Source organism: Deltaproteobacteria bacterium, from assembly GCA_028818775.1.
GTDB lineage: Bacteria > Desulfobacterota > Binatia > UBA9968 > JAJDTQ01 > JAJDTQ01.
The window spans coordinates 15,239-32,061 of the sequence record JAPPNE010000154.1; the positions used below are offsets into that span (position 1 = coordinate 15,239).

Sequence of the window (16,823 nt, forward strand, 5' to 3'; positions counted from 1 at the left end):
GGGGGCTGAAGAGAAGAACGCGGGAAGGAACGACAACGGCCGGGTATCTATCGACGGATACCCAGCCGCTGGATCAAGGTCTGGTACCTCTGAACATCCCTTTTCTTGAGATAGTCCAGAAGCCGCCGCCTTTTGCCGACGAGCCTGAGCAGGCCCATCCGCGTGTGATGGTCCTTCTTGTGAGTTCTCAGGTGCTCTGTCAGATAGGTGATGCGGTGGCTGTGAATCGCCACTTGCACCTCAGGCGAACCGGTGTCCGAATCGTGGAGTCTGAACTGCCTGATCGTCTCGCTGGTCTGCTCCCGAGCTGATTCCATCTGTACCCTTTTCTTTCTCCTGTTTATCGATTTGATGTGCTTTTTAGCATACCGGCCGCGCACTTGCAAAAGCCGCGCCGGACGGCGGCGACGCTCAGCCCGAGCGGTTGAACACCCGCAGGATCTGCCACCTCCGCACCATCGCCTGCCAGCCGATCAGCGCCACGAGGACGCCGTCCGGGTCCACCACCCGGCGGGTGATCTCGCCGGGGTCGGGCATGCCGATACCCGCCAAGGCGCCCTGGAGACCGCGCCTGAGCCCGTCGGCGGCGGCCCGGTCCACGACGGCGCCGCGCAGATGGCCCATGGCCTGGTTCAGCGGCACCAGCGGGACGGCGCCGGCATCCGGCAGCTCCCTCAAGGCGTCCAGGGTGAGGGCGTCGTCGATGCGGAAGGGACCGGACGCCACCCGGCGAAGACGGCTCAGGTAGCCGCCGCAACCCAGTGCGCCGCCGATGTCGGCCGCCAGGGTGCGCACGTAGGTGCCCTTGGAACAGGTGAGATCGAACTCCAATTCCGCCGGCCCCGCTTGCTCCAGACGCGTGATCTCCACCCGGATGTCCCGCGCCTCCCGGCCCACCTCGACGCCCTTGCGCGCGAGCTGGTAGAGCCGGGTCCCGTCCTGCTTGAGCGCCGAATACATGGGCGGCACCTGGCGAAGATCGCCGCTGAATTCCCGGCGCAACGCTTCGAGCTCCGGCGGACCCAGCCGCGGCGCGTCGCGCCGGACCAGCACCTCGCCGGTGCGGTCCTGGGTGTCGGTCTCGGCTCCGAGGGCGATCGCGCCGGTGTAGCCCTTGTCCGCGTCCAGGAAGTGCTGCGCGACCTTGGTCCCTTCATTGACCGCCAGCGGCAGGAGCCCGGAGGCGAACGGGTCCAGCGTGCCCAGGTGCCCGACCTTGCGCGCTCCCGTAATGCGCTTGGCCGTGGCCACCACCCGCGCCGAGGATGGCCCCTCCGGCTTGTCCACCAGCAGGATGCCGCTCGTGACCAGATGCATGATGTCCCGTGGAGTGCTGCCGGCTACGCCTTGGGCCGGACCTGGCCGAGAAGATCCTCGATGCGCCGGGCACGGTCCGGGGCCTCGTCGTGGACGAACTCGAGGTCGGGCACGAAGCGCAGCTTGAGGTCGGCGGCGATCCGGTTTCGGATGAAGCCCGTGGCCGCGCGCAGGCCCAGGAGCGCTTCCTCGCCGGCAGCTTCACCGTCGCGCACCGTGAAGTAAAGGGTGGCGTGCTTGAGGTCGGGACGCACGTCCGTCCCGGTCAACGTCACGGAAGCGAGCCGCGGATCGTTGAGCGAGCGCGTCAACAGCCGTGAAACGAACTCGATCAGCAAGTCGCCCACGCGCTGCGAACGCGGAATGCCTGTCTTTTGGCGATTTCTTGCCACGCCGCCTATTCGTGCAGTACGCGGAGTTCCGACTCCCCAAGCTCCGCCAGACCCATGCGGTGCACGAACTCCATCACCTCACGAAGCGTGGCTTCCACGATTCGCGGATTGCTGCCCGCCGCCGCGAAGCCCAGCAGAGCCCGCTGCCACAGGTCCTGGTCGCCGCACTCCGTGGTGGAAACATTGAAGCGGTTGGACACGCGCGCTTGAATCTTGCGCAGTACGGACCGCTTGCCCTTGAGGGAATGATTCTCCGGCAGGATCAGCACGAGCTTGAGGACGCCGATCACCATGCCGCCGGCCTCTCGGGCACTTTGCCGTTTTCCGGCGGCCGCGCTACCGGTCCGCGGAAAGCTGGGCGGCGCCACCGCCGTCGGACCGCAGTCGCGCGCGGGTAACAGGGATCTTCTCGAACCCTTCTATGACGTCGCCGACCTTGACGTCCTGGTAGCCGTCGATGGCGATGCCGCATTCGTAACCCGTGCCCACCTCGCGCACGTCGTCCTTGAAGCGCTTGAGGCTCGCCAGCCGCCCTTCGTGCACCACCACCTGGTCGCGCAGGAGACGGATCATGCTGGAACGCTGGATCTTGCCGTCGGTAACCGCGCAGCCGGCGATGGTGCCGACGCCGCGTATGTTGAACACTTCGCGAACCTGCACGCGGGCGTGGAACTCTTCGCGGTACACCGGCTCCAGCATCCCTTCCATGGCCGAGCGGATGTCGTCGATCACTTCGTAGATGATCGTATAGAGGCGCAAGTCCACCCCCTGCTGCACCGCCAGGCCCGTGGCCTTGGGCTCGGGCCGGACATTGAAACCGATGACGATGGCGTTGGAGGCGCTGGCCAGCAACACGTCGCTCTCGGTGATGCCGCCCACCGAGCCATGGATCACGCGGATCTTGACCTCGTCCGTGGACACCCGCGTGAGGGCGTCGCCGAGAGCTTCCACCGAACCGTGGACGTCGCCCTTGAGCACCACGCGCAGCTCCTTGACCTCGCTTGCCTTGATCTGGTCGTAGAACTCCTCCAGGGAGACCTTGCTGGTCTTGGCCAGCTCTGCCTCGCGCTGCTGGGTCTCCCGGTATTCGGCCAACTGCCGGGCGGTGGCCTCGTCCGTGAGGGCCGAGAACGCCTCACCGGCCTGCGGCACGCCCTGCAGTCCCAGGATCTCCACCGGGATGGACGGCGTCGCCATGTCCACCTTCCGGCCCTGGTCGTCGATCATGGCGCGAACCTTGCCGTGATGGGGTCCGGCGAAGATGGGATCGCCCACCTTCAGGGTTCCTTCCTGCACCAGCACCGTGGAAACCGGGCCGCGTCCGCGCTCCAGCTTCGCCTCCACCACGGCGCCCCGCGCCAGCTTGTTGGGGTTGGCCTTGAACTCCAGGAGGTCCGCCTGGAGCAACAGCATCTCCAGCAGGTTCGGGATTCCTTCACGGGTCACGGCGGACACCGGCACGAAGATCGTGTCTCCGCCCCAGCCCTCGGGCACCAAGCCGTGGTCCGACAGGCCGCGCTGCACCCGCTCGGGGTCGGCGTCGGGACGATCGATCTTGTTCACCGCCACGATGATGGGCACCTCAGCCGCGCGCGCGTGATCCACCGCCTCGATGGTCTGGGGCATGACGCCGTCATCGGCCGCCACCACCAGCACCACGATGTCCGTGACCTTGGCGCCACGCGCCCGCATGGCGGTGAAGGCTTCGTGTCCCGGCGTGTCCAGGAAGGTCACGCCCCGGCCTTCCACCCGGACGTGATACGCGCCGATGTGCTGCGTGATCCCGCCGGCCTCCGCGTCGGTCACGTGAGTGCTGCGGATGGCGTCGAGCAGCGAGGTCTTGCCATGATCGACGTGTCCCATGATCGTGACCACCGGAGGCCGCGGCTCCAGCGCCTCCTCGGGCTCCGCCACCTCATGCTGGCCCTGCAGCGCGGTCTCCACGTCGAAGGCCACGTTCTCGACCTGGTAGTCGAACTCGTTGGCCACCAGCGTCGCCGTATCGAAGTCCAGCACCTGGTTGATGGTGGCCATCATGCCGAGGCCCATGAGCTTCTTGATGACCTCTCCCGCCTTGACGCCCATGGACCGGGCCATGTCGCCCACGGTGACCACTTCCGCCACGCGCACCACCCGCTTGCTGGCCTTGGGCACGGTGATCTCGGTCTTGCGCTGTTCCTTGCCCGGCAGCGCGCGCTTCTTCCGCAGCACCCGTCCGCGGGGCGAACGGAACTCCCGTTCCTTGAGCTCGATGACTTCCTGCTTGCGAATGACCCGCTTCTTGCCCTTGCCCCCCTTGCCGGCCTTTTCCTGGCTTTCGGATTCCGGCGTCTTGCTTTCGCCCCGTTTCTCGTCACCCGTGGAAGCCGCCGGCTTGGGCGCGGGCGCCGCCTTGCGGTTCAGGTCGATGCGACCGAGAATGCGCGGTCCCGCGGGCCGGGCCACGCTGTCCGGAGCATCCTTGTCCGCCTCGGGCGCGGCGGCACCGTTCGCTTCCACCACGGCGGCGCCGTTGGCGCCGGGCGCCGCGATTTCGCTCCCCGCGGCCGGCGTCTCGGGCCGGTCCGGCTCCCGCGCCGCTCCGGGAGGGGGAACCTCCGCCTCGGCGGCCTCCGCAGCCTCCGCATCCGCGGGCGGGACCGCCCGCGCGGCCGCGGGCGTCTCCACGACATCACCCTCCGCGGGCACGGCGTCCGCCGCAACCGTCTGCTCGGCGGCTTCGACCGGCTCCGTTTCCCGCGCCGCGACTTCCTGCGTCTCGCCGATGGCGGCTTCCTGAGGCGCCGCCGGTTGGGACGGCATCTCCGGAGGCCGCGCCGCGGGGACCACGGGCCGGGGCACGGGGAAGGGAACCACGGGAACCGGCGTCACCTCGGCGTCCGCGACCGTTTCCTCCTCCTCGGGCGGAGGAGCCACCGGGTGAATGGGCCTGCGGGTGACCAGCTCGACCGTGCTTCGGCGACGCCGGATCACGTTGGCGCGGACGCGGCGCTCGACGACCTTCTCGTGCGCCTGCACCTCGCCCATGTCCTGGTCTTCCGCGGTAATGGTCCGGTCCACCACCACGCGTTCCTCGCCGACCGTGACCTTGGGCTTTTCCGTGGCGGCGATGGCCGCCTTCACGGCCTCGATCTCGGAATCGTCGAGGGAGCTCTGAGACTTCTTGCCGCGCACCCGGATCTTTTCGAGCAGGGCGATCAGATCCTTCGGCTCCATTTCGAGCTGCTTGGCCAGTTGATGCACTCTCAGTTTGCTCATTTCCCACCCCATTGAGCGCGAAGCTTCTCCACCAAGTCCTCACGATCCCCGCGGGGCAGATCGCGACGAAAAGCCCGGTACAGGCTCTTCCGTTTCAGAAAAGCTCGCCAACAGTCCTCGCGGTTGTGCAGATAGCCTCCTCGTCCCCGGACTTCCTCGGGTTCCAAACCGTTCTCCGTGATCGCGACCCGACGCATGGCGGTCTTGGCGTCGCGCTGACCGCAACCCAGACAAGTCCGCAGCGGCGCTCGGACGCTCATTCCGTCTGTTCGGCCCTCTGCTCCGGCGCCTGCTCCGGCTCGCCGTCCTGCTGCGCCGTTTCACCCTCTCCCGCGCCGTCCGCCGCCGCGTCCGCGCCCGCTTCGGGTGCCTCTTCACCGGCTTCCGCGGCGAGCGCGGCCTCCTCCGCCTCTCGCGCCGCCTGCTCCCGCAATTCCTCCACGTGCGTCATGGCGGCCTCGAGAATGGCCGCCGCCCTTTCCGGCTCGATGCCGGTGATCTCATGGATGGTGGAGGGATCGGCCTCCGCCAAGTCCTCGGCCGACTTGAAGCCCGATTGGTAGAGCAGCTCCGCCATCACCTCGCTCACGCCCGGCACCGCCGACAGCGACTGCCGCGCCTGCCGGCTTTCCTCTTCCGCCTCCGACTCGCTGCGCGCGTCGATGCCCCAGCCGGTAAGGCGGGAGGCGAGCCGGACGTTCTGACCCTTGCGTCCGATGGCCAGGGAGAGTTGCTCGTCCGGGACGATCACCTCCATGCTGTGGGCGTCGTCGTCGAGGAAGATCTTGGTAACCTTGGCGGGAGCGAGCGCGCGGCAGACGTACTCGGCCTGCTCCGGAATCCAGTGCACGATGTCGATCTTCTCGCCGCGCAGTTCCTGCACCACCGACTGCACCCGGGTCCCCTTCATGCCCACGCACGCGCCCACCGGGTCTACGTCCGGGTCGTTGGAGGCCACGGCGATCTTCGCCCGCCCCCCGGGCTCGCGCGCCGCGCCCTTGACCTCCACGATGCCTTCGTAGATCTCCGGCACTTCCTGTTCGAACAGCTTGATGAGCATGCCCGGGTGGGTGCGCGAAAGCACGATCTGGGGGCCGCGGCTGGTCATCTCGACGCTGACGATGTAGGCACGGATGCGGTCGCCCTGCCGGTAGCGTTCGCGCGGCACCTGCTCCTTCTCCGGCAGGATCGCGTTGGTCCTTCCGAGATTGACGATGAGGTTGTTCTTCTCGAAGCGCTGCACGATGCCGTGCACCAACTCGCCCTGACGGTCCTTGAACTCGTTGTAGATGATCTCGCGCTCGACGTCCCGCACCCTCTGGACGATGTTCTGCTTGGCCGCCTGCGCCGCGATCCGGCCGAACACCTGGGCGTCAATCTTCATGAGCAGCTCGTCGCCCAGCTCCACGTCCGGGTCCAGGCTCTCGCGCGCCTCATCCAGGTCGATCTCCGTCTCGGGGTCGGCGACGTCGTCCACCACAGTCTTGGCCTCGAACAGCTCGATCTCACCGATGTCGGGGTTGTACTGGGCCTCGAAGGTGCGCTCGGCGCCGAACGTCTTCTTGGCCGCCGACACCATGGCCGACTCGATGGCGTCGACGAGGATCTCCTTGTCGATGCCCTTTTCCTTGGTCACCTGCTCGATGACCCGGTTCAGATCCTGCTGCATCATTCTCCCCCAGCCGGGGCTGCGTCAGGGTGACGCCCACTCGTACTCGACGTTCGCCTTGACGATCAGGCCGAACGGAATGAAGACCTCGTGCCCGTCCTGCAGCACCACGACGCCGTCTCCGGCGGCGCCGTGCAGGGGTCCCGCGAACTTTCTCCGGCCGCCGATCATCTCCCCGGTCTGGACCCGGACCCTCTGTCCCACGAAGCGCGCGAAATGCTCGGGCTTCCGCAGCGGACGGTTGACGCCGGGGGACGACATCTCCAGCGTGTACGCGCCCTCCACCACGTCGTAGACGTCCAGCAGGTCGCTGAGCTCGCGGCTCACCCGGCTCAACTCGTCGAGCCCGGGCGCCTCGGACTCGTCCTGTTTCTCCACCCGGTCCAGGTAGACCCGCAGCACGCGGCCCGCTCTCCCTTCATGCCGCAACTCGATGTCCACCACCTCCAGACCCTGGTCGGCGGCCAGCGGCTCGACGATCTCCCAGAGGCGCTCCAATGTCTCGCGCGTCGTCATCGGCACCCAAACCGTCGCCTCAAATAAAAAAGCGGGCAAGCTGCCCACTGATGTTCAACTTTTACACACTGACACGGCCGAATGCAAGCCGGGAATATCGCCCGGCGCGGCTTCGGGATCTTGCCGCATACGGTAAAATGCGTTATATGACTGAGTCATACTAGGAGCCTCATATGACAGTCAAGACGACCCTCAGCTTTACAGATCGCCATCATCGCTTCCTCACTGAAAAGGTCGGCGACGGCGTCTTTGCCTCCCGGAGTGCGGCCGTGGCGGCTGCCCTTGAGCAGATGATTCGGGATGAAGAGGAGCGCGAAGTTGCCTTGGGCACGCTGGCCGAGGAGATCCGGGAGCGGATGCAGACCCCACGCTCGAACTATGTGGCCGCGGATGACGCCTTCGCCGCGGCTCGTGCCCGCCTCCATGCGAGGCGAGACGCGTCAAGGTGAAGTACCGGATCCGTTTTCACCCATCTGTCTCGGATGATCTTGCTGCGATCGTGAGCATGATCATCGACTACAACGGACCAGAAGCCGCGACACGCAGGTTGGCGGAGATCGAAAAGGTAATCGCCGGTCTGCGGGACACTCCGCACAAGGGGAGCATTCGCAATGAAATCGTTCCCGGCTTGCGCGCCATACCGGCCGGACGCAAGGCAGTCATTGCGTTCACGGTCGACGATGATGCACGCGAGGTTCTGATCCACGTCATCGCTTACGCCGGCGCCGACTGGATCGCCCGCAGCAAGGCGCGGGGCGGATAAGCCCATGGCCCCGGAACCCGAGATGCTCGAGCGGTATATGAGCGACGCTCCAGAACAGGTCCCCGCCCGTGCTACCGGGGGGTCGCGAGGAAGCCCAGCCGCCAGATCACGGAGTCGGGGATGGCCTTCGAACGTGTGACTCAGGCTTCGCCCGTGACGGAAGGAGAGACGTGAGATGGCGAAGATCATGCCCACCGCGCCCCGATCCGGTGAACCGGCGGCGGAGATCTCGTGGCAGGATGTGCTCACCAGCCTCGAGGACTCCGTGATGGTGGTGGATCGCGCCCGCGGCGTATCGTTCGTCAACCAGGCGGCCGAGACCCTCACCGGACGTTCCGCGCGCAGCCTGCTGGCGCGCGACGCGCGCGACCTGTTCCGCGCCAACGGGTGGCTGCTGGACATGATCGACAACAGCCTCGGACCCGACGAAAGCACGAGCCGCGCGGAGAACGACTTCGTCAAGCCGCGGCGCGGGAAGGTGCCGGTGAGCGCGCTCGTGTCGCCGCTCAGGGACCGTCGCGGACAGGTCTCGGGCAGCGTGCTGCTGCTGCGCGACCGCACCCTGAGGCAAGCCCTGGAGGAGGACCTGAGGCGCTCGGACCGGCTCGCCCTGCTGGGCAAGGTGGCCGCCGCCCTGGCGCACGAGATCAAGAACCCGCTCGGAGGGATCAAGGGCGCGGCGCAGCTCCTCCGCGCCGAGGTGGCGCACGACGCGTCGCTGGTGGAAAACACCGACATCATGATCCGCGAGGTGGAGCGCGTCAATCAACTGCTGGACCAGCTTCTCGACCTCGGGCGGCCGGCGGGCCTGCACCTGGAGCCGCTGAACGTGCACGAACTGCTGGAGCACGTGCTGCGGCTGGAAACGCCCGCCGCCACCGTCGCCGGGGTGCGCATCCAGCGCTCCTTCGACCCCAGCCTGCCGCCGGTGGCGGGTGACCGGGACCGGCTCATCCAGGTCTTCCTGAACCTCGTGAAGAACGCGCTGCAGGCCATGAGCGGGGGCGGCTGCCTGACCGTGGCCACGCACATGGAAACGGATTTCCCGCTGCGCACGGGGCACGCGGCCGGCACCAGGTTCGTCAGGGTGGACATCCGCGACGAGGGCACCGGCATCGACGAAGCGGACCTGCCGCACGTCTTCTCGCCGTTCTTCACGCGCAAGCGCCGCGGCACCGGCCTGGGACTGGCCATCTGCGACACCACCGTCAAGGAGCACGGCGGCCGCCTGGGCGTGGAGAGCCGGGTGGGCGAGGGGTCGGTGTTCAAGGTCTCACTGCCCGCGCAACAGGGTTGAACGCCATGGAACTGGGCCGCATCCTGCTGGTGGAAGACGAGGACTCTCTGAGCCGCGTGCTGCGCAAGGCGCTGGAGAAGCAGGGCTACTGGGTGGCCGCCTCCGCCACCGGACACGAAGCGCGGCGGCTGATGGACGAGTCCGGCTTCGACGCCGCCCTGGTGGACATTCACCTGCCCGACATGGAGGGACTGGCGCTCCTGGATGCCGCCCGGGAGGCCGGCCTGCAGACGCCCTTCATCGTGATGACCGCGCAGAACACCATGCGCAACGCCATCGAGGCCATGAAGGCGGGCGCCTTCGACTACCTCACCAAGCCCTTCGACCTGGACGTCCTGATGGTGGTCCTGGAACGGGCCCTGGAGCGGCGCCGGCTGAGCCGCGAGCTGAGCGATCTCAAGGAGGAAGTCAAGAAGAAGTACGAGCCCGGCGTCAACATGATCGGTACCAGCGCCGCCATGCAGCAGGTGTTCAAGACCATCGGACAGGTGGCCGGGACCGACACCACCATCCTGATCCAGGGGGAGAGCGGCACGGGCAAGGAACTCGTCGCCAAGACCATCCACTACAACTCCGCCCGCTGGAACAAGCCCTTCGTGCCGGTGAACTGCGCGGCGATCCCGCGCGACCTGCTGGAGTCCGAGCTGTTCGGCCACGAGAAAGGCGCGTTCACCGGCGCCCTGGAAAGACGCCTGGGCACCTTCGAGCTGGCCCACGAGGGGACGCTTTTCCTCGACGAGATCGGCGAACTGCCGCTGGACCTTCAGACCAAGCTCCTGCGCGTGCTGCAGGACGGGTCCTACCGGCGCGTCGGCGGCAAGGAGATGCTGCGGTCGGACGCCCGGCTGCTGGCGGCCACCAACCGGGACCTGGAGAAGGCCGTCCACGAGGAACGGTTCCGGGACGATCTCTACTTCCGCCTCAAGGTCATCCCCATCGAGATCCCGCCCCTGCGCGACCGGCGCAGCGACCTGCCGGCGCTCATCGACTTCTTCATAGCCAAGGTGAACAACGACATGGGCACGCAGGTATCGGGAGTTTCCGCGGACGCGCTCCGGGAGCTGCAGCAGTACGACTGGCCCGGCAACGTCCGGGAGCTGGAGAACGTGCTCATCCGCGCGGCCGTGCTCTCCCCGGGGCCGATCCTGTCGGCGCGGGACTTCGCCCTGTCGAACCGGCAGGAAAGGTCGCCGGACTACGACAGCCTGTCGCTGGAAGAGATCATCCGCGGACGGCTGGAAGACTACTTCAGACGCACGCGCGACGCGCACGTGGAGAAGCTGCATGCGACGATCATGGGGCACGTGGAGCGCCCGCTGATCGAGATGACCCTCAAGGCCGCCCGCGGCAACCAGATCCGCGCCGCCCAGATGCTCGGCATCAACCGCAACACGCTGCGGAAGAAGATCACGGACCTGGGCATCACCGTGAAGAGGGAGCCATGACCACCCTGCCGTCACGGCTGTACGCCATCGTGGATGCGGGACAGACCGGCGGCCGTCCGTTGCCGGAAGTGATCGACGCCATGCTCGCGGGGGGCGTCTCGGTGCTCCAGTTGCGGGTGAAGGACGGCCCCGCCGACGCGTTCCTGCGCATGGCCCTGGACGCCCGCGAGCGCACCGAGCGCGCGGGATGCCTGTTCATCGTCAACGACCGCGTGGACGTCGCCTTGGCCGCGCGCGCCGACGGCGTGCACCTGGGCCAGGACGACCTGCCGCTGGAGGCCGCCCGGCCGCTCATGGGCGAGCGCTTGATCGGCATCTCCACCCACAGCGTGGAGCAGGCCGAGGAGGCCGAGCGCGGCGGCGCCGACTACATCGGCTTCGGCCCCATGTTCCCCACGCGCACCAAGGAAACCGGCTATGCGTCCCGCGGCCCCGCCATGCTCCAATCGGTGAGGAGCCGGGTGCGCCTTCCCATCGTCGCCATCGGCGGCATCACCGCCGACAACGTGGCGCGGACCTGGGAGAGCGGCGCCGACGCCGCCGCCATGATCAGCTACCTGACCCGGGGCGAGGACGTCGCCGCGCGCGTGAAGGAGATTCTGGGAAGGATCTGAAGGAAGGGCGCGGGCTGCGCTTCAGTATTCCTGGGCGTCCGGATAGCCCTCGTCGTCCCGTCCCGAGTAGTCCTCGAACCGCGTGTATTCGTTGAGGAAAGTGAGCTTCACGGTGCCCACCGGGCCGTTGCGCTGCTTTTCGATGATGATCTGGGCGACGCCCGTGTGCTTCGTCCGGTCCTTCTCGTAGGCGTCTTCCCGGTACACGAACATGATCACGTCGGCGTCCTGCTCGATGGCGCCGGACTCGCGCAGGTCCGCCATCACCGGGCGCTTGTCGCCGCGTTCCTCTACGCGGCGGTTGAGCTGCGAGAGGGCGACCACGGGGACGTTCAGCTCCTTGGCCAGGGCCTTGAGCGAGCGCGAAATCTCCGAGATCTCCTGCTCGCGGTTGGGCGAGTCGCGGTGTCCGCGCATGAGCTGCAGGTAGTCGACGACCACCAGGCCGATCTTGCGGCTCCGGTCGCGCAGCAGCCGCCGTGTCTTGGCGCGCACCTCCAGCACCGTGACCGCGGGAGTGTCGTCGATGAACACCGGCGCCTCCGCCAGCCGGCCGGCCGCCTGGACGATGGCGGGAAACTCGTGCTCCCTGAGATAGCCGGTCCGCAGCCGGCTGTTGTCCACGCGCGCTTCCGCGCAGAGCATCCGCAGAACGAGCTGCTCCATGGCCATCTCCAGCGAGAAGATGGCCACGCCGACGCCCTTGAGGGCCGCGTTGACCGCGATGTTGAGGGCGAAGGCCGTCTTCCCCATGCCCGGGCGGCCGGCCACGATGAGCAGGTCCGACGGCTGGAAGCCCGCGGTGAGCCGGTCGAGGTCCGCGTAGCCCGTGCCCACGCCCGTCACCAGCTCCTTGCGGTGGTAGAGCTCGTCCACCCGCTTGATGGTGTCCGTCATCACGTCGCCGATACGCACGAAGGCCGCGTTGATGCGCTTTTCCGAGATGTCGAAGATGGCGCGCTCGGCGTCGTCCAGGAACATGTCGACGTCGCCGCGCTCTTCCAGCCCGCGGGTGGCGATGTCGGTGGAGGTGCGGATCAGGTGGCGCAGGATGGCCTTTTCCCGGACGATGCGCGCGTAGTAGGCGATGTTGGCGGCGGTGGGCACCTGGCTCGCGAGCTCCGCGAGATAGGCCGAGCCGCCGGCGGCTTCCAGCTCCCCCATGCTCTTGAGCTGGTCGCTCAGGGTGATGAGGTCCACCGGCTCGTTGCGGTCCCACAACGCCACCATGGCGCGGAAGATCTTGCGGTGCGATTCCCGGTAGAGGTCGTCCGGGTTGACCAACTCGATGACGTTGTTGATGGCCTCGTTGTCCAGCAGCACGCCGCCCAGGATGGACGCCTCCGCCTCCAGGTTCTGCGGCGGGAGCTTGCTCAGGGTGTCGGTTGCGTCAGCCATGGTCACCCCGTAGCGGGGGTCCGGCCCGCGCCCCGGGGCCGCGCGCCGTGCTCCGCCGTCACCAACGTGTGGATGCCGCCCCGGACGTTGAACTCGCCCTCCACGCTCATGTACTTGGGCGCGCACGCCGCCACCAGGTCGTCCAGGATGCGGTTCACCACGTCCTCGTGAAAGGCGCCCTCCCCGCGATACGACCACAGGTAGAGCTTCAACGACAGCAGCTCGACGCAACGCGGGCCGGGAACGTAGCGGATGCGGATGGTGGCGAAATCCGGCTGCCCGGTCTTGGGGCACACGCAGGTGAACTCGGGACATTCCATGGCCACCTCATAGTCCCGGTCCTGCCGCGGATTGGGTATGGTCTGCAGCTCCTTGCTGGGTTGCGTCGGCACGATGGTCGCCTTTCACGGGGTTGGCCACGAACCTTGACTTGGACCGCTCCGGACTTCAGACTGCCCCGGCATGAAGCTCGACATTCACGTTCCTTCCATCGACGGCGCCGTCCGGGTCGAGATCCGCTCGGTCGAGGAAGCCGGGGCGTGGTCCGCGTACCTCGTCCTCATCGGAGGCGCCAGCCTCGACGACGCCTGCCTGGTGCTGGCGCGAAAGGGGCTGCCGCTCCGCTTCAGCGCCGCCTCGGCCGAGGCCGCCGAGACCCAGGCCAAGGAATACGTCCAGGCCAACTACCGGGTCTCGCGCATGATCTGGTGATAGCTACCGAAGCAGCAAACTAGACCGCGCCCGCGCGGCCTGTCAAGTTGCCGGTTCATTGAGTCACTGCCGGCTGTTGTTGGGTCACGCAGTGGATCCCGCCCAGGCCCTGGATCAGGGCGCGCGCGTCGATGCCGGCGATCCGGCGTCCGGGAAACAGGTCCGCCAGGGTGTCCAGCGCGGCCCGGTCCTTGGGGCCGCCGTAGAGCGGCACCAGCACGACACCGTTGGCGATGTAGAAGTTGGCGTAGCTCGCGGGGAGGCGCACGCCGTCCGCCGTCACCGGGTCCGGCTGCGGCAGCGGGACGACGCGGAACCGCCGGCCGGCCGCGTCCGTGGCGGCGGCCAGACAGCGGTAGTTCTCCTGGAGCGCCCGGTAGTTCTCGTCGGCGGGGTCCGGCTCCACGACGCACACGACCGTGTCCCGGTCCACGAAGCGCGCGAGGTTGTCTATGTGGCCGTCGGTATCGTCACCGGCCATGCCCGCGGGCAGCCAGAGCACGCGCTCGAGCCCCAGCGCCGTCTCAAGCAGCGCCTCGATGTCCTTCCGCTCCCGGCCGGGATTGCGGTTGGGGTTGAGCAGACACTCCTCGGTGACGAGGCAGAGGCCGGCGCCGTTGACGTCGATGGAGCCTCCTTCGATCACGATGCCCGGCGAGAATGCGGGCAGTCGCAACGCCTCGTTCAGCTTTTCCGGCACTGCGTCGTCGGCCACGTATTCCGGATACTTCAGTCCCCAGGCATTGAACCTCCAGTTCACGAACGCCAGGGCACCGGGTGAGTCGCGGCGCGTGATGAAGGTCGGCCCGTAGTCGCGGATCCATACGTCGACGGTAGGGACGTGGTGCAACGTGACGCCTCCCGGGTCGACGCCGCCGCGCCCCAGCCACGTCGAGGCATCCCTACCGGCCGCGGCCCCGTTCACGAGCAGGTGAACCCTCTCGCCGGGAACCAGCGCGCGGATGAACTCGACCCAGGTCAGCCGTACCCGATCGAGGTCGTGGGGCCATGTGTCCAGGTTGTGGGGCCACGCAAGCCAAGTGGCGGCATGGGGTTCCCACTCGGCCGGCATGCGGTAGCCCTGCCGGTGTGGGTCGATCAGTTTCACGGTTTCGGCTTGATCGAGCGTTGCGCCCTCGGATGCGGTCGCGCGGTCCACGGTGACTCCAGGCGGGGTACCCCCACGCCCGGCGCGCGCGGACCTGTCGCTTTCCGTCCCTGCGCGGGCCGGCATCGTACCTTCTGCGCGGTCACCTTCGTTCCCGCCCGCCATCGCCCGTCAATCCGAGACGTCATCCAGCATGTGCCGTGTCAGTCCTTGATAGGCATCGATGCGCCGGTCGCGCAGGAAGGGCCAGTTGTGGCGCGCCGCGGCGATGGCCCCAAGGTCGCACCCGGCCAGCAGGATCTCCGGCTTGGTCTTGCCGGCGCGCGCCAGTACCTGGCCCGACGGGTCCGTGACAAAGGAACGGCCCCAAAAGGTGATGTCATCCTCCCGGCCCACCCGGTTGACGGCAGCCACGTAGACCCCGTTGGTCACCGCGTGGGACCGCTGCACCAACTCCCAGGCTTCGAGCTGGGTCCGGCGCTCGGCCCGGTTCTCTCCGGAGCCCCAGCCGATGGCGGTGGGATAGAAAATGATCTCGGCCCCGCCCAGGGCCACCAGCCGCGCCGCTTCCGGGAACCACTGGTCCCAGCATATGAGCACGGCGACGCGAGCATAGCGGGTCCGGAACGTACGGAAACCCAGATCGCCGGGAGTGAAGTAGAATTTCTCGTAGAAGCCGGGGTCGTCCGGGATGTGCATCTTGCGGTACCGCCCCAAGATCTCCCCGTCCGCGTCGATGACCAATGCGGTGTTGTGATAGACCCCCGGGGCCCGGGCCTCGAACACCGACGCGACGATCACCAACTCCAGCTCCCGCGCCAGCGAACAGAAACGCTCGGTGGTGGGCCCGGGAACCGGCTCCGCGAGGGTGAAGGCCTCCGTGTCCTCGGTCCGCGGGAAATAGCGCGAGCGGAAAAGCTCCTGGACGCACACGATCCTGGCGCCGCCCTGGGCGGCCAGCCGAATGCGCCGGGCGGTGGCGGCGAGGTTGCGGTCGGGATCCAGGGACGCCCGGGACTGGATCAACCCCACGGTCACGCGGTCGTTAGCCATGGCGGAAACCGTACCTTCAAGAGTTCAAGGGACAGGACGGGATGTGTGTACCTCTAACAAACCGACCGCCGAGGGTCCAGTGTCCGACAAACTCGCCGTTGGCTCTTGCGCGCCATCTCCCCTATCCTGTTATCTCCATGATTCGGTTCACACGGTGGGCTCAACCGAACGGTGCGAGGCGATGGCGCAATTGACTCTGGAGCGACTGACCAAGGATTTCGGTACGATCAGGGCCGTCGACGGTGTCACGCTCACGGTCAGGGACGGTGAGTTTCTGGCCTTGCTGGGGCCCTCCGGCTGCGGCAAGACAACGATCCTGCGTCTCATTGCCGGGTTCGAGCGCCCCACGTCGGGCCGCGTACTGTTCGACGAGACGGTAATGTCGGGCCCTGACGTTCACGTGGCGCCGGAGCAACGCCGGGTGGGGATCGTCTTCCAGTCCTATGCGCTGTGGCCGCACATGAGCGTGGCCGACAACGTCGGCTACCCGTTGCGGGTCGCCGGCGTCAATGCCAGGGACCGCGGCGAGCCGGTCCTCGACGCTCTCACGACGGTCGGCCTGGAGAGCCTGGCGGCGCGCCGTCCGGCGGATCTTTCCGGAGGCCAGCGGCAGCGCGTCGCGCTTGCCCGATGCCTGGTCATGAAACCGCGGATTCTTCTGTTCGACGAGCCCCTGGCGAATCTCGACGTGCATCTGCGGGCGGCGATGCAGGACCAGTTCGTCGACCTTCACCGCACGACCCGCACGACGATCATCTACATCACTCACGACCAGGCCGAGGCCATGGCGATGGCCGACCGCATCGCGGTCATGTCGGACGGCCGCATCGAACAGACGGCGGCGCCCGAAACGCTCTACGACGAGCCCGAGACGCCGATGGTAGGGAACTTCATCGGCGAAGGGGTCATCGTGGAGGCGACCCTGACGCAGGCCCCGGTAGAGGGCCATGGCCGCGCCACGGTGTTCGGCCACGACTGCACCGTACGGGCCGGCGACCGTGTCACGCAGGGGCCCGTGCGGCTCTGTCTTCGACCCGAGGCGCTGCGCCCCGACGAGGGCCGCGGCTTTGCCGCGACCGTCCGGCGCACGAGCTATCGCGGCGGCATCTATGCCGTCGAGGCGACCGCCGGCGATGCCGAGGTACCGGTCCGGCTGTGGCTCCGGCGGCCGCCGGCCATCGGCCAGACGCTACGTATCGCGGTCGATGACGCATGGGTGATCCCGTCGGTCTAGGAGCCTGTCGGATTTGGTTTGGCGTCCTTCGACTTCGCTTCGCTACGC

The 16,823-nt window shown here is 67.6% G+C and carries 18 protein-coding genes; 7 read left to right on the top strand and 11 right to left on the bottom strand.

What is annotated here, in order from left to right:
- Positions 1–47 precede the first annotated feature (47 nt).
- From rpsO to OXU42_16780, 7 genes are all read right to left on the bottom strand, one after another.
- Positions 48–317, bottom strand: a complete 270-nt coding sequence (rpsO, locus tag OXU42_16750) for a 30S ribosomal protein S15 (protein ID MDE0031038.1) — start codon at positions 315–317, stop codon at positions 48–50.
- Between the two features lie 94 nt (positions 318–411).
- Positions 412–1,320 (bottom strand): tRNA pseudouridine(55) synthase TruB, encoded by a 909-nt coding sequence (gene truB / locus OXU42_16755; GenBank protein ID MDE0031039.1) that lies wholly within the window; start codon positions 1,318–1,320, stop codon positions 412–414.
- Between the two features lie 20 nt (positions 1,321–1,340).
- Positions 1,341–1,709, bottom strand: coding sequence for a 30S ribosome-binding factor RbfA (gene rbfA / locus OXU42_16760; protein MDE0031040.1), 369 nt, complete (start codon positions 1,707–1,709; stop codon positions 1,341–1,343).
- Positions 1,710–1,714: 5 nt separating this feature from the next.
- Complete coding sequence (locus OXU42_16765) at positions 1,715–2,002, bottom strand: DUF503 domain-containing protein (GenBank protein MDE0031041.1); 288 nt, start codon at positions 2,000–2,002, stop codon at positions 1,715–1,717.
- A gap of 43 nt (positions 2,003–2,045) precedes the next feature.
- Positions 2,046–4,967 (bottom strand): translation initiation factor IF-2, encoded by a 2,922-nt coding sequence (infB, locus tag OXU42_16770; GenBank protein MDE0031042.1) that lies wholly within the window; start codon positions 4,965–4,967, stop codon positions 2,046–2,048.
- Positions 4,968–5,223: 256 nt separating this feature from the next.
- Entirely contained in the window at positions 5,224–6,639 is a 1,416-nt protein-coding gene (gene nusA, locus OXU42_16775; GenBank protein MDE0031043.1) for a transcription termination factor NusA, read from the bottom strand.
- A gap of 21 nt (positions 6,640–6,660) precedes the next feature.
- Positions 6,661–7,152: a ribosome maturation factor RimP gene (locus OXU42_16780; GenBank protein ID MDE0031044.1), complete on the bottom strand. Its 492-nt coding sequence runs from the start codon at positions 7,150–7,152 to the stop codon at positions 6,661–6,663.
- Between the two features lie 173 nt (positions 7,153–7,325).
- Between OXU42_16780 and OXU42_16785 the strand changes: the two genes are divergently transcribed.
- From OXU42_16785 to thiE, 5 genes are all read left to right on the top strand, one after another.
- On the top strand, positions 7,326–7,601 hold the full coding sequence (locus OXU42_16785; GenBank protein ID MDE0031045.1) for a hypothetical protein: 276 nt from the start codon (positions 7,326–7,328) through the stop codon (positions 7,599–7,601).
- On the top strand, positions 7,598–7,915 hold the full coding sequence (locus OXU42_16790; GenBank protein ID MDE0031046.1) for a type II toxin-antitoxin system RelE/ParE family toxin: 318 nt from the start codon (positions 7,598–7,600) through the stop codon (positions 7,913–7,915). The genes OXU42_16785 and OXU42_16790 overlap by 4 nt, the downstream gene beginning before the upstream one ends.
- Positions 7,916–8,090: 175 nt before the next feature.
- Complete coding sequence (locus OXU42_16795) at positions 8,091–9,212, top strand: ATP-binding protein (protein ID MDE0031047.1); 1,122 nt, start codon at positions 8,091–8,093, stop codon at positions 9,210–9,212.
- Positions 9,213–9,217: 5 nt separating this feature from the next.
- Positions 9,218–10,657 (top strand): sigma-54 dependent transcriptional regulator, encoded by a 1,440-nt coding sequence (locus OXU42_16800; protein MDE0031048.1) that lies wholly within the window; start codon positions 9,218–9,220, stop codon positions 10,655–10,657.
- Complete coding sequence (thiE, locus tag OXU42_16805) at positions 10,654–11,271, top strand: thiamine phosphate synthase (GenBank protein ID MDE0031049.1); 618 nt, start codon at positions 10,654–10,656, stop codon at positions 11,269–11,271. Before OXU42_16800 ends, thiE begins: the two co-directional genes overlap by 4 nt.
- Before the next feature lie 21 nt (positions 11,272–11,292).
- On the opposite strand, the gene dnaB is transcribed toward thiE, so the two are convergent.
- Together dnaB and queF are read right to left on the bottom strand one after the other, a co-directional pair.
- Positions 11,293–12,669: a replicative DNA helicase gene (gene dnaB / locus OXU42_16810; GenBank protein ID MDE0031050.1), complete on the bottom strand. Its 1,377-nt coding sequence runs from the start codon at positions 12,667–12,669 to the stop codon at positions 11,293–11,295.
- Between the two features lie 2 nt (positions 12,670–12,671).
- Positions 12,672–13,061, bottom strand: a complete 390-nt coding sequence (gene queF / locus OXU42_16815; protein MDE0031051.1) for a preQ(1) synthase — start codon at positions 13,059–13,061, stop codon at positions 12,672–12,674.
- A gap of 70 nt (positions 13,062–13,131) precedes the next feature.
- On the opposite strand from queF, the gene OXU42_16820 reads away from it, so the two are divergent.
- Entirely contained in the window at positions 13,132–13,380 is a 249-nt protein-coding gene (locus OXU42_16820) for a hypothetical protein (GenBank protein ID MDE0031052.1), read from the top strand.
- A gap of 55 nt (positions 13,381–13,435) precedes the next feature.
- Here OXU42_16820 and OXU42_16825 read toward each other — a convergent pair whose 3' ends face one another.
- Positions 13,436–14,488: an agmatine deiminase family protein gene (locus OXU42_16825; GenBank protein ID MDE0031053.1), complete on the bottom strand. Its 1,053-nt coding sequence runs from the start codon at positions 14,486–14,488 to the stop codon at positions 13,436–13,438.
- 171 nt (positions 14,489–14,659) lie between these two features.
- Positions 14,660–15,541, bottom strand: a complete 882-nt coding sequence (locus tag OXU42_16830) for a carbon-nitrogen hydrolase (GenBank protein MDE0031054.1) — start codon at positions 15,539–15,541, stop codon at positions 14,660–14,662.
- Positions 15,542–15,722: 181 nt separating this feature from the next.
- Here OXU42_16830 and OXU42_16835 point away from each other — a divergent pair, with 181 nt between their 5' ends.
- Complete coding sequence (locus OXU42_16835; protein MDE0031055.1) at positions 15,723–16,775, top strand: ABC transporter ATP-binding protein; 1,053 nt, start codon at positions 15,723–15,725, stop codon at positions 16,773–16,775.
- Positions 16,776–16,823: the final 48 nt, after the last annotated feature.

Bases quoted from the DNA above. Each gene is read 5' to 3' on its own strand.
- rpsO (MDE0031038.1), bottom strand. From the start codon at position 317: ATGGAATCAGCTCGGGAGCAGACCAGCGAGACGATCAGGCAGTTCAGA.
- OXU42_16765 (MDE0031041.1), bottom strand. From the start codon at position 2,002: ATGGTGATCGGCGTCCTCAAGCTCGTGCTGATCCTGCCGGAGAATCAT.
- infB (MDE0031042.1), bottom strand. From the start codon at position 4,967: ATGAGCAAACTGAGAGTGCATCAACTGGCCAAGCAGCTCGAAATGGAG.
- nusA (MDE0031043.1), bottom strand. From the start codon at position 6,639: ATGATGCAGCAGGATCTGAACCGGGTCATCGAGCAGGTGACCAAGGAA.
- OXU42_16780 (MDE0031044.1), bottom strand. From the start codon at position 7,152: ATGACGACGCGCGAGACATTGGAGCGCCTCTGGGAGATCGTCGAGCCG.
- OXU42_16785 (MDE0031045.1), top strand. From the start codon at position 7,326: ATGACAGTCAAGACGACCCTCAGCTTTACAGATCGCCATCATCGCTTC.
- OXU42_16795 (MDE0031047.1), top strand. From the start codon at position 8,091: ATGGCGAAGATCATGCCCACCGCGCCCCGATCCGGTGAACCGGCGGCG.
- OXU42_16800 (MDE0031048.1), top strand. From the start codon at position 9,218: ATGGAACTGGGCCGCATCCTGCTGGTGGAAGACGAGGACTCTCTGAGC.
- thiE (MDE0031049.1), top strand. From the start codon at position 10,654: ATGACCACCCTGCCGTCACGGCTGTACGCCATCGTGGATGCGGGACAG.
- dnaB (MDE0031050.1), bottom strand. From the start codon at position 12,669: ATGGCTGACGCAACCGACACCCTGAGCAAGCTCCCGCCGCAGAACCTG.
- OXU42_16820 (MDE0031052.1), top strand. From the start codon at position 13,132: ATGAAGCTCGACATTCACGTTCCTTCCATCGACGGCGCCGTCCGGGTC.
- OXU42_16830 (MDE0031054.1), bottom strand. From the start codon at position 15,541: ATGGCTAACGACCGCGTGACCGTGGGGTTGATCCAGTCCCGGGCGTCC.
- OXU42_16835 (MDE0031055.1), top strand. From the start codon at position 15,723: ATGGCGCAATTGACTCTGGAGCGACTGACCAAGGATTTCGGTACGATC.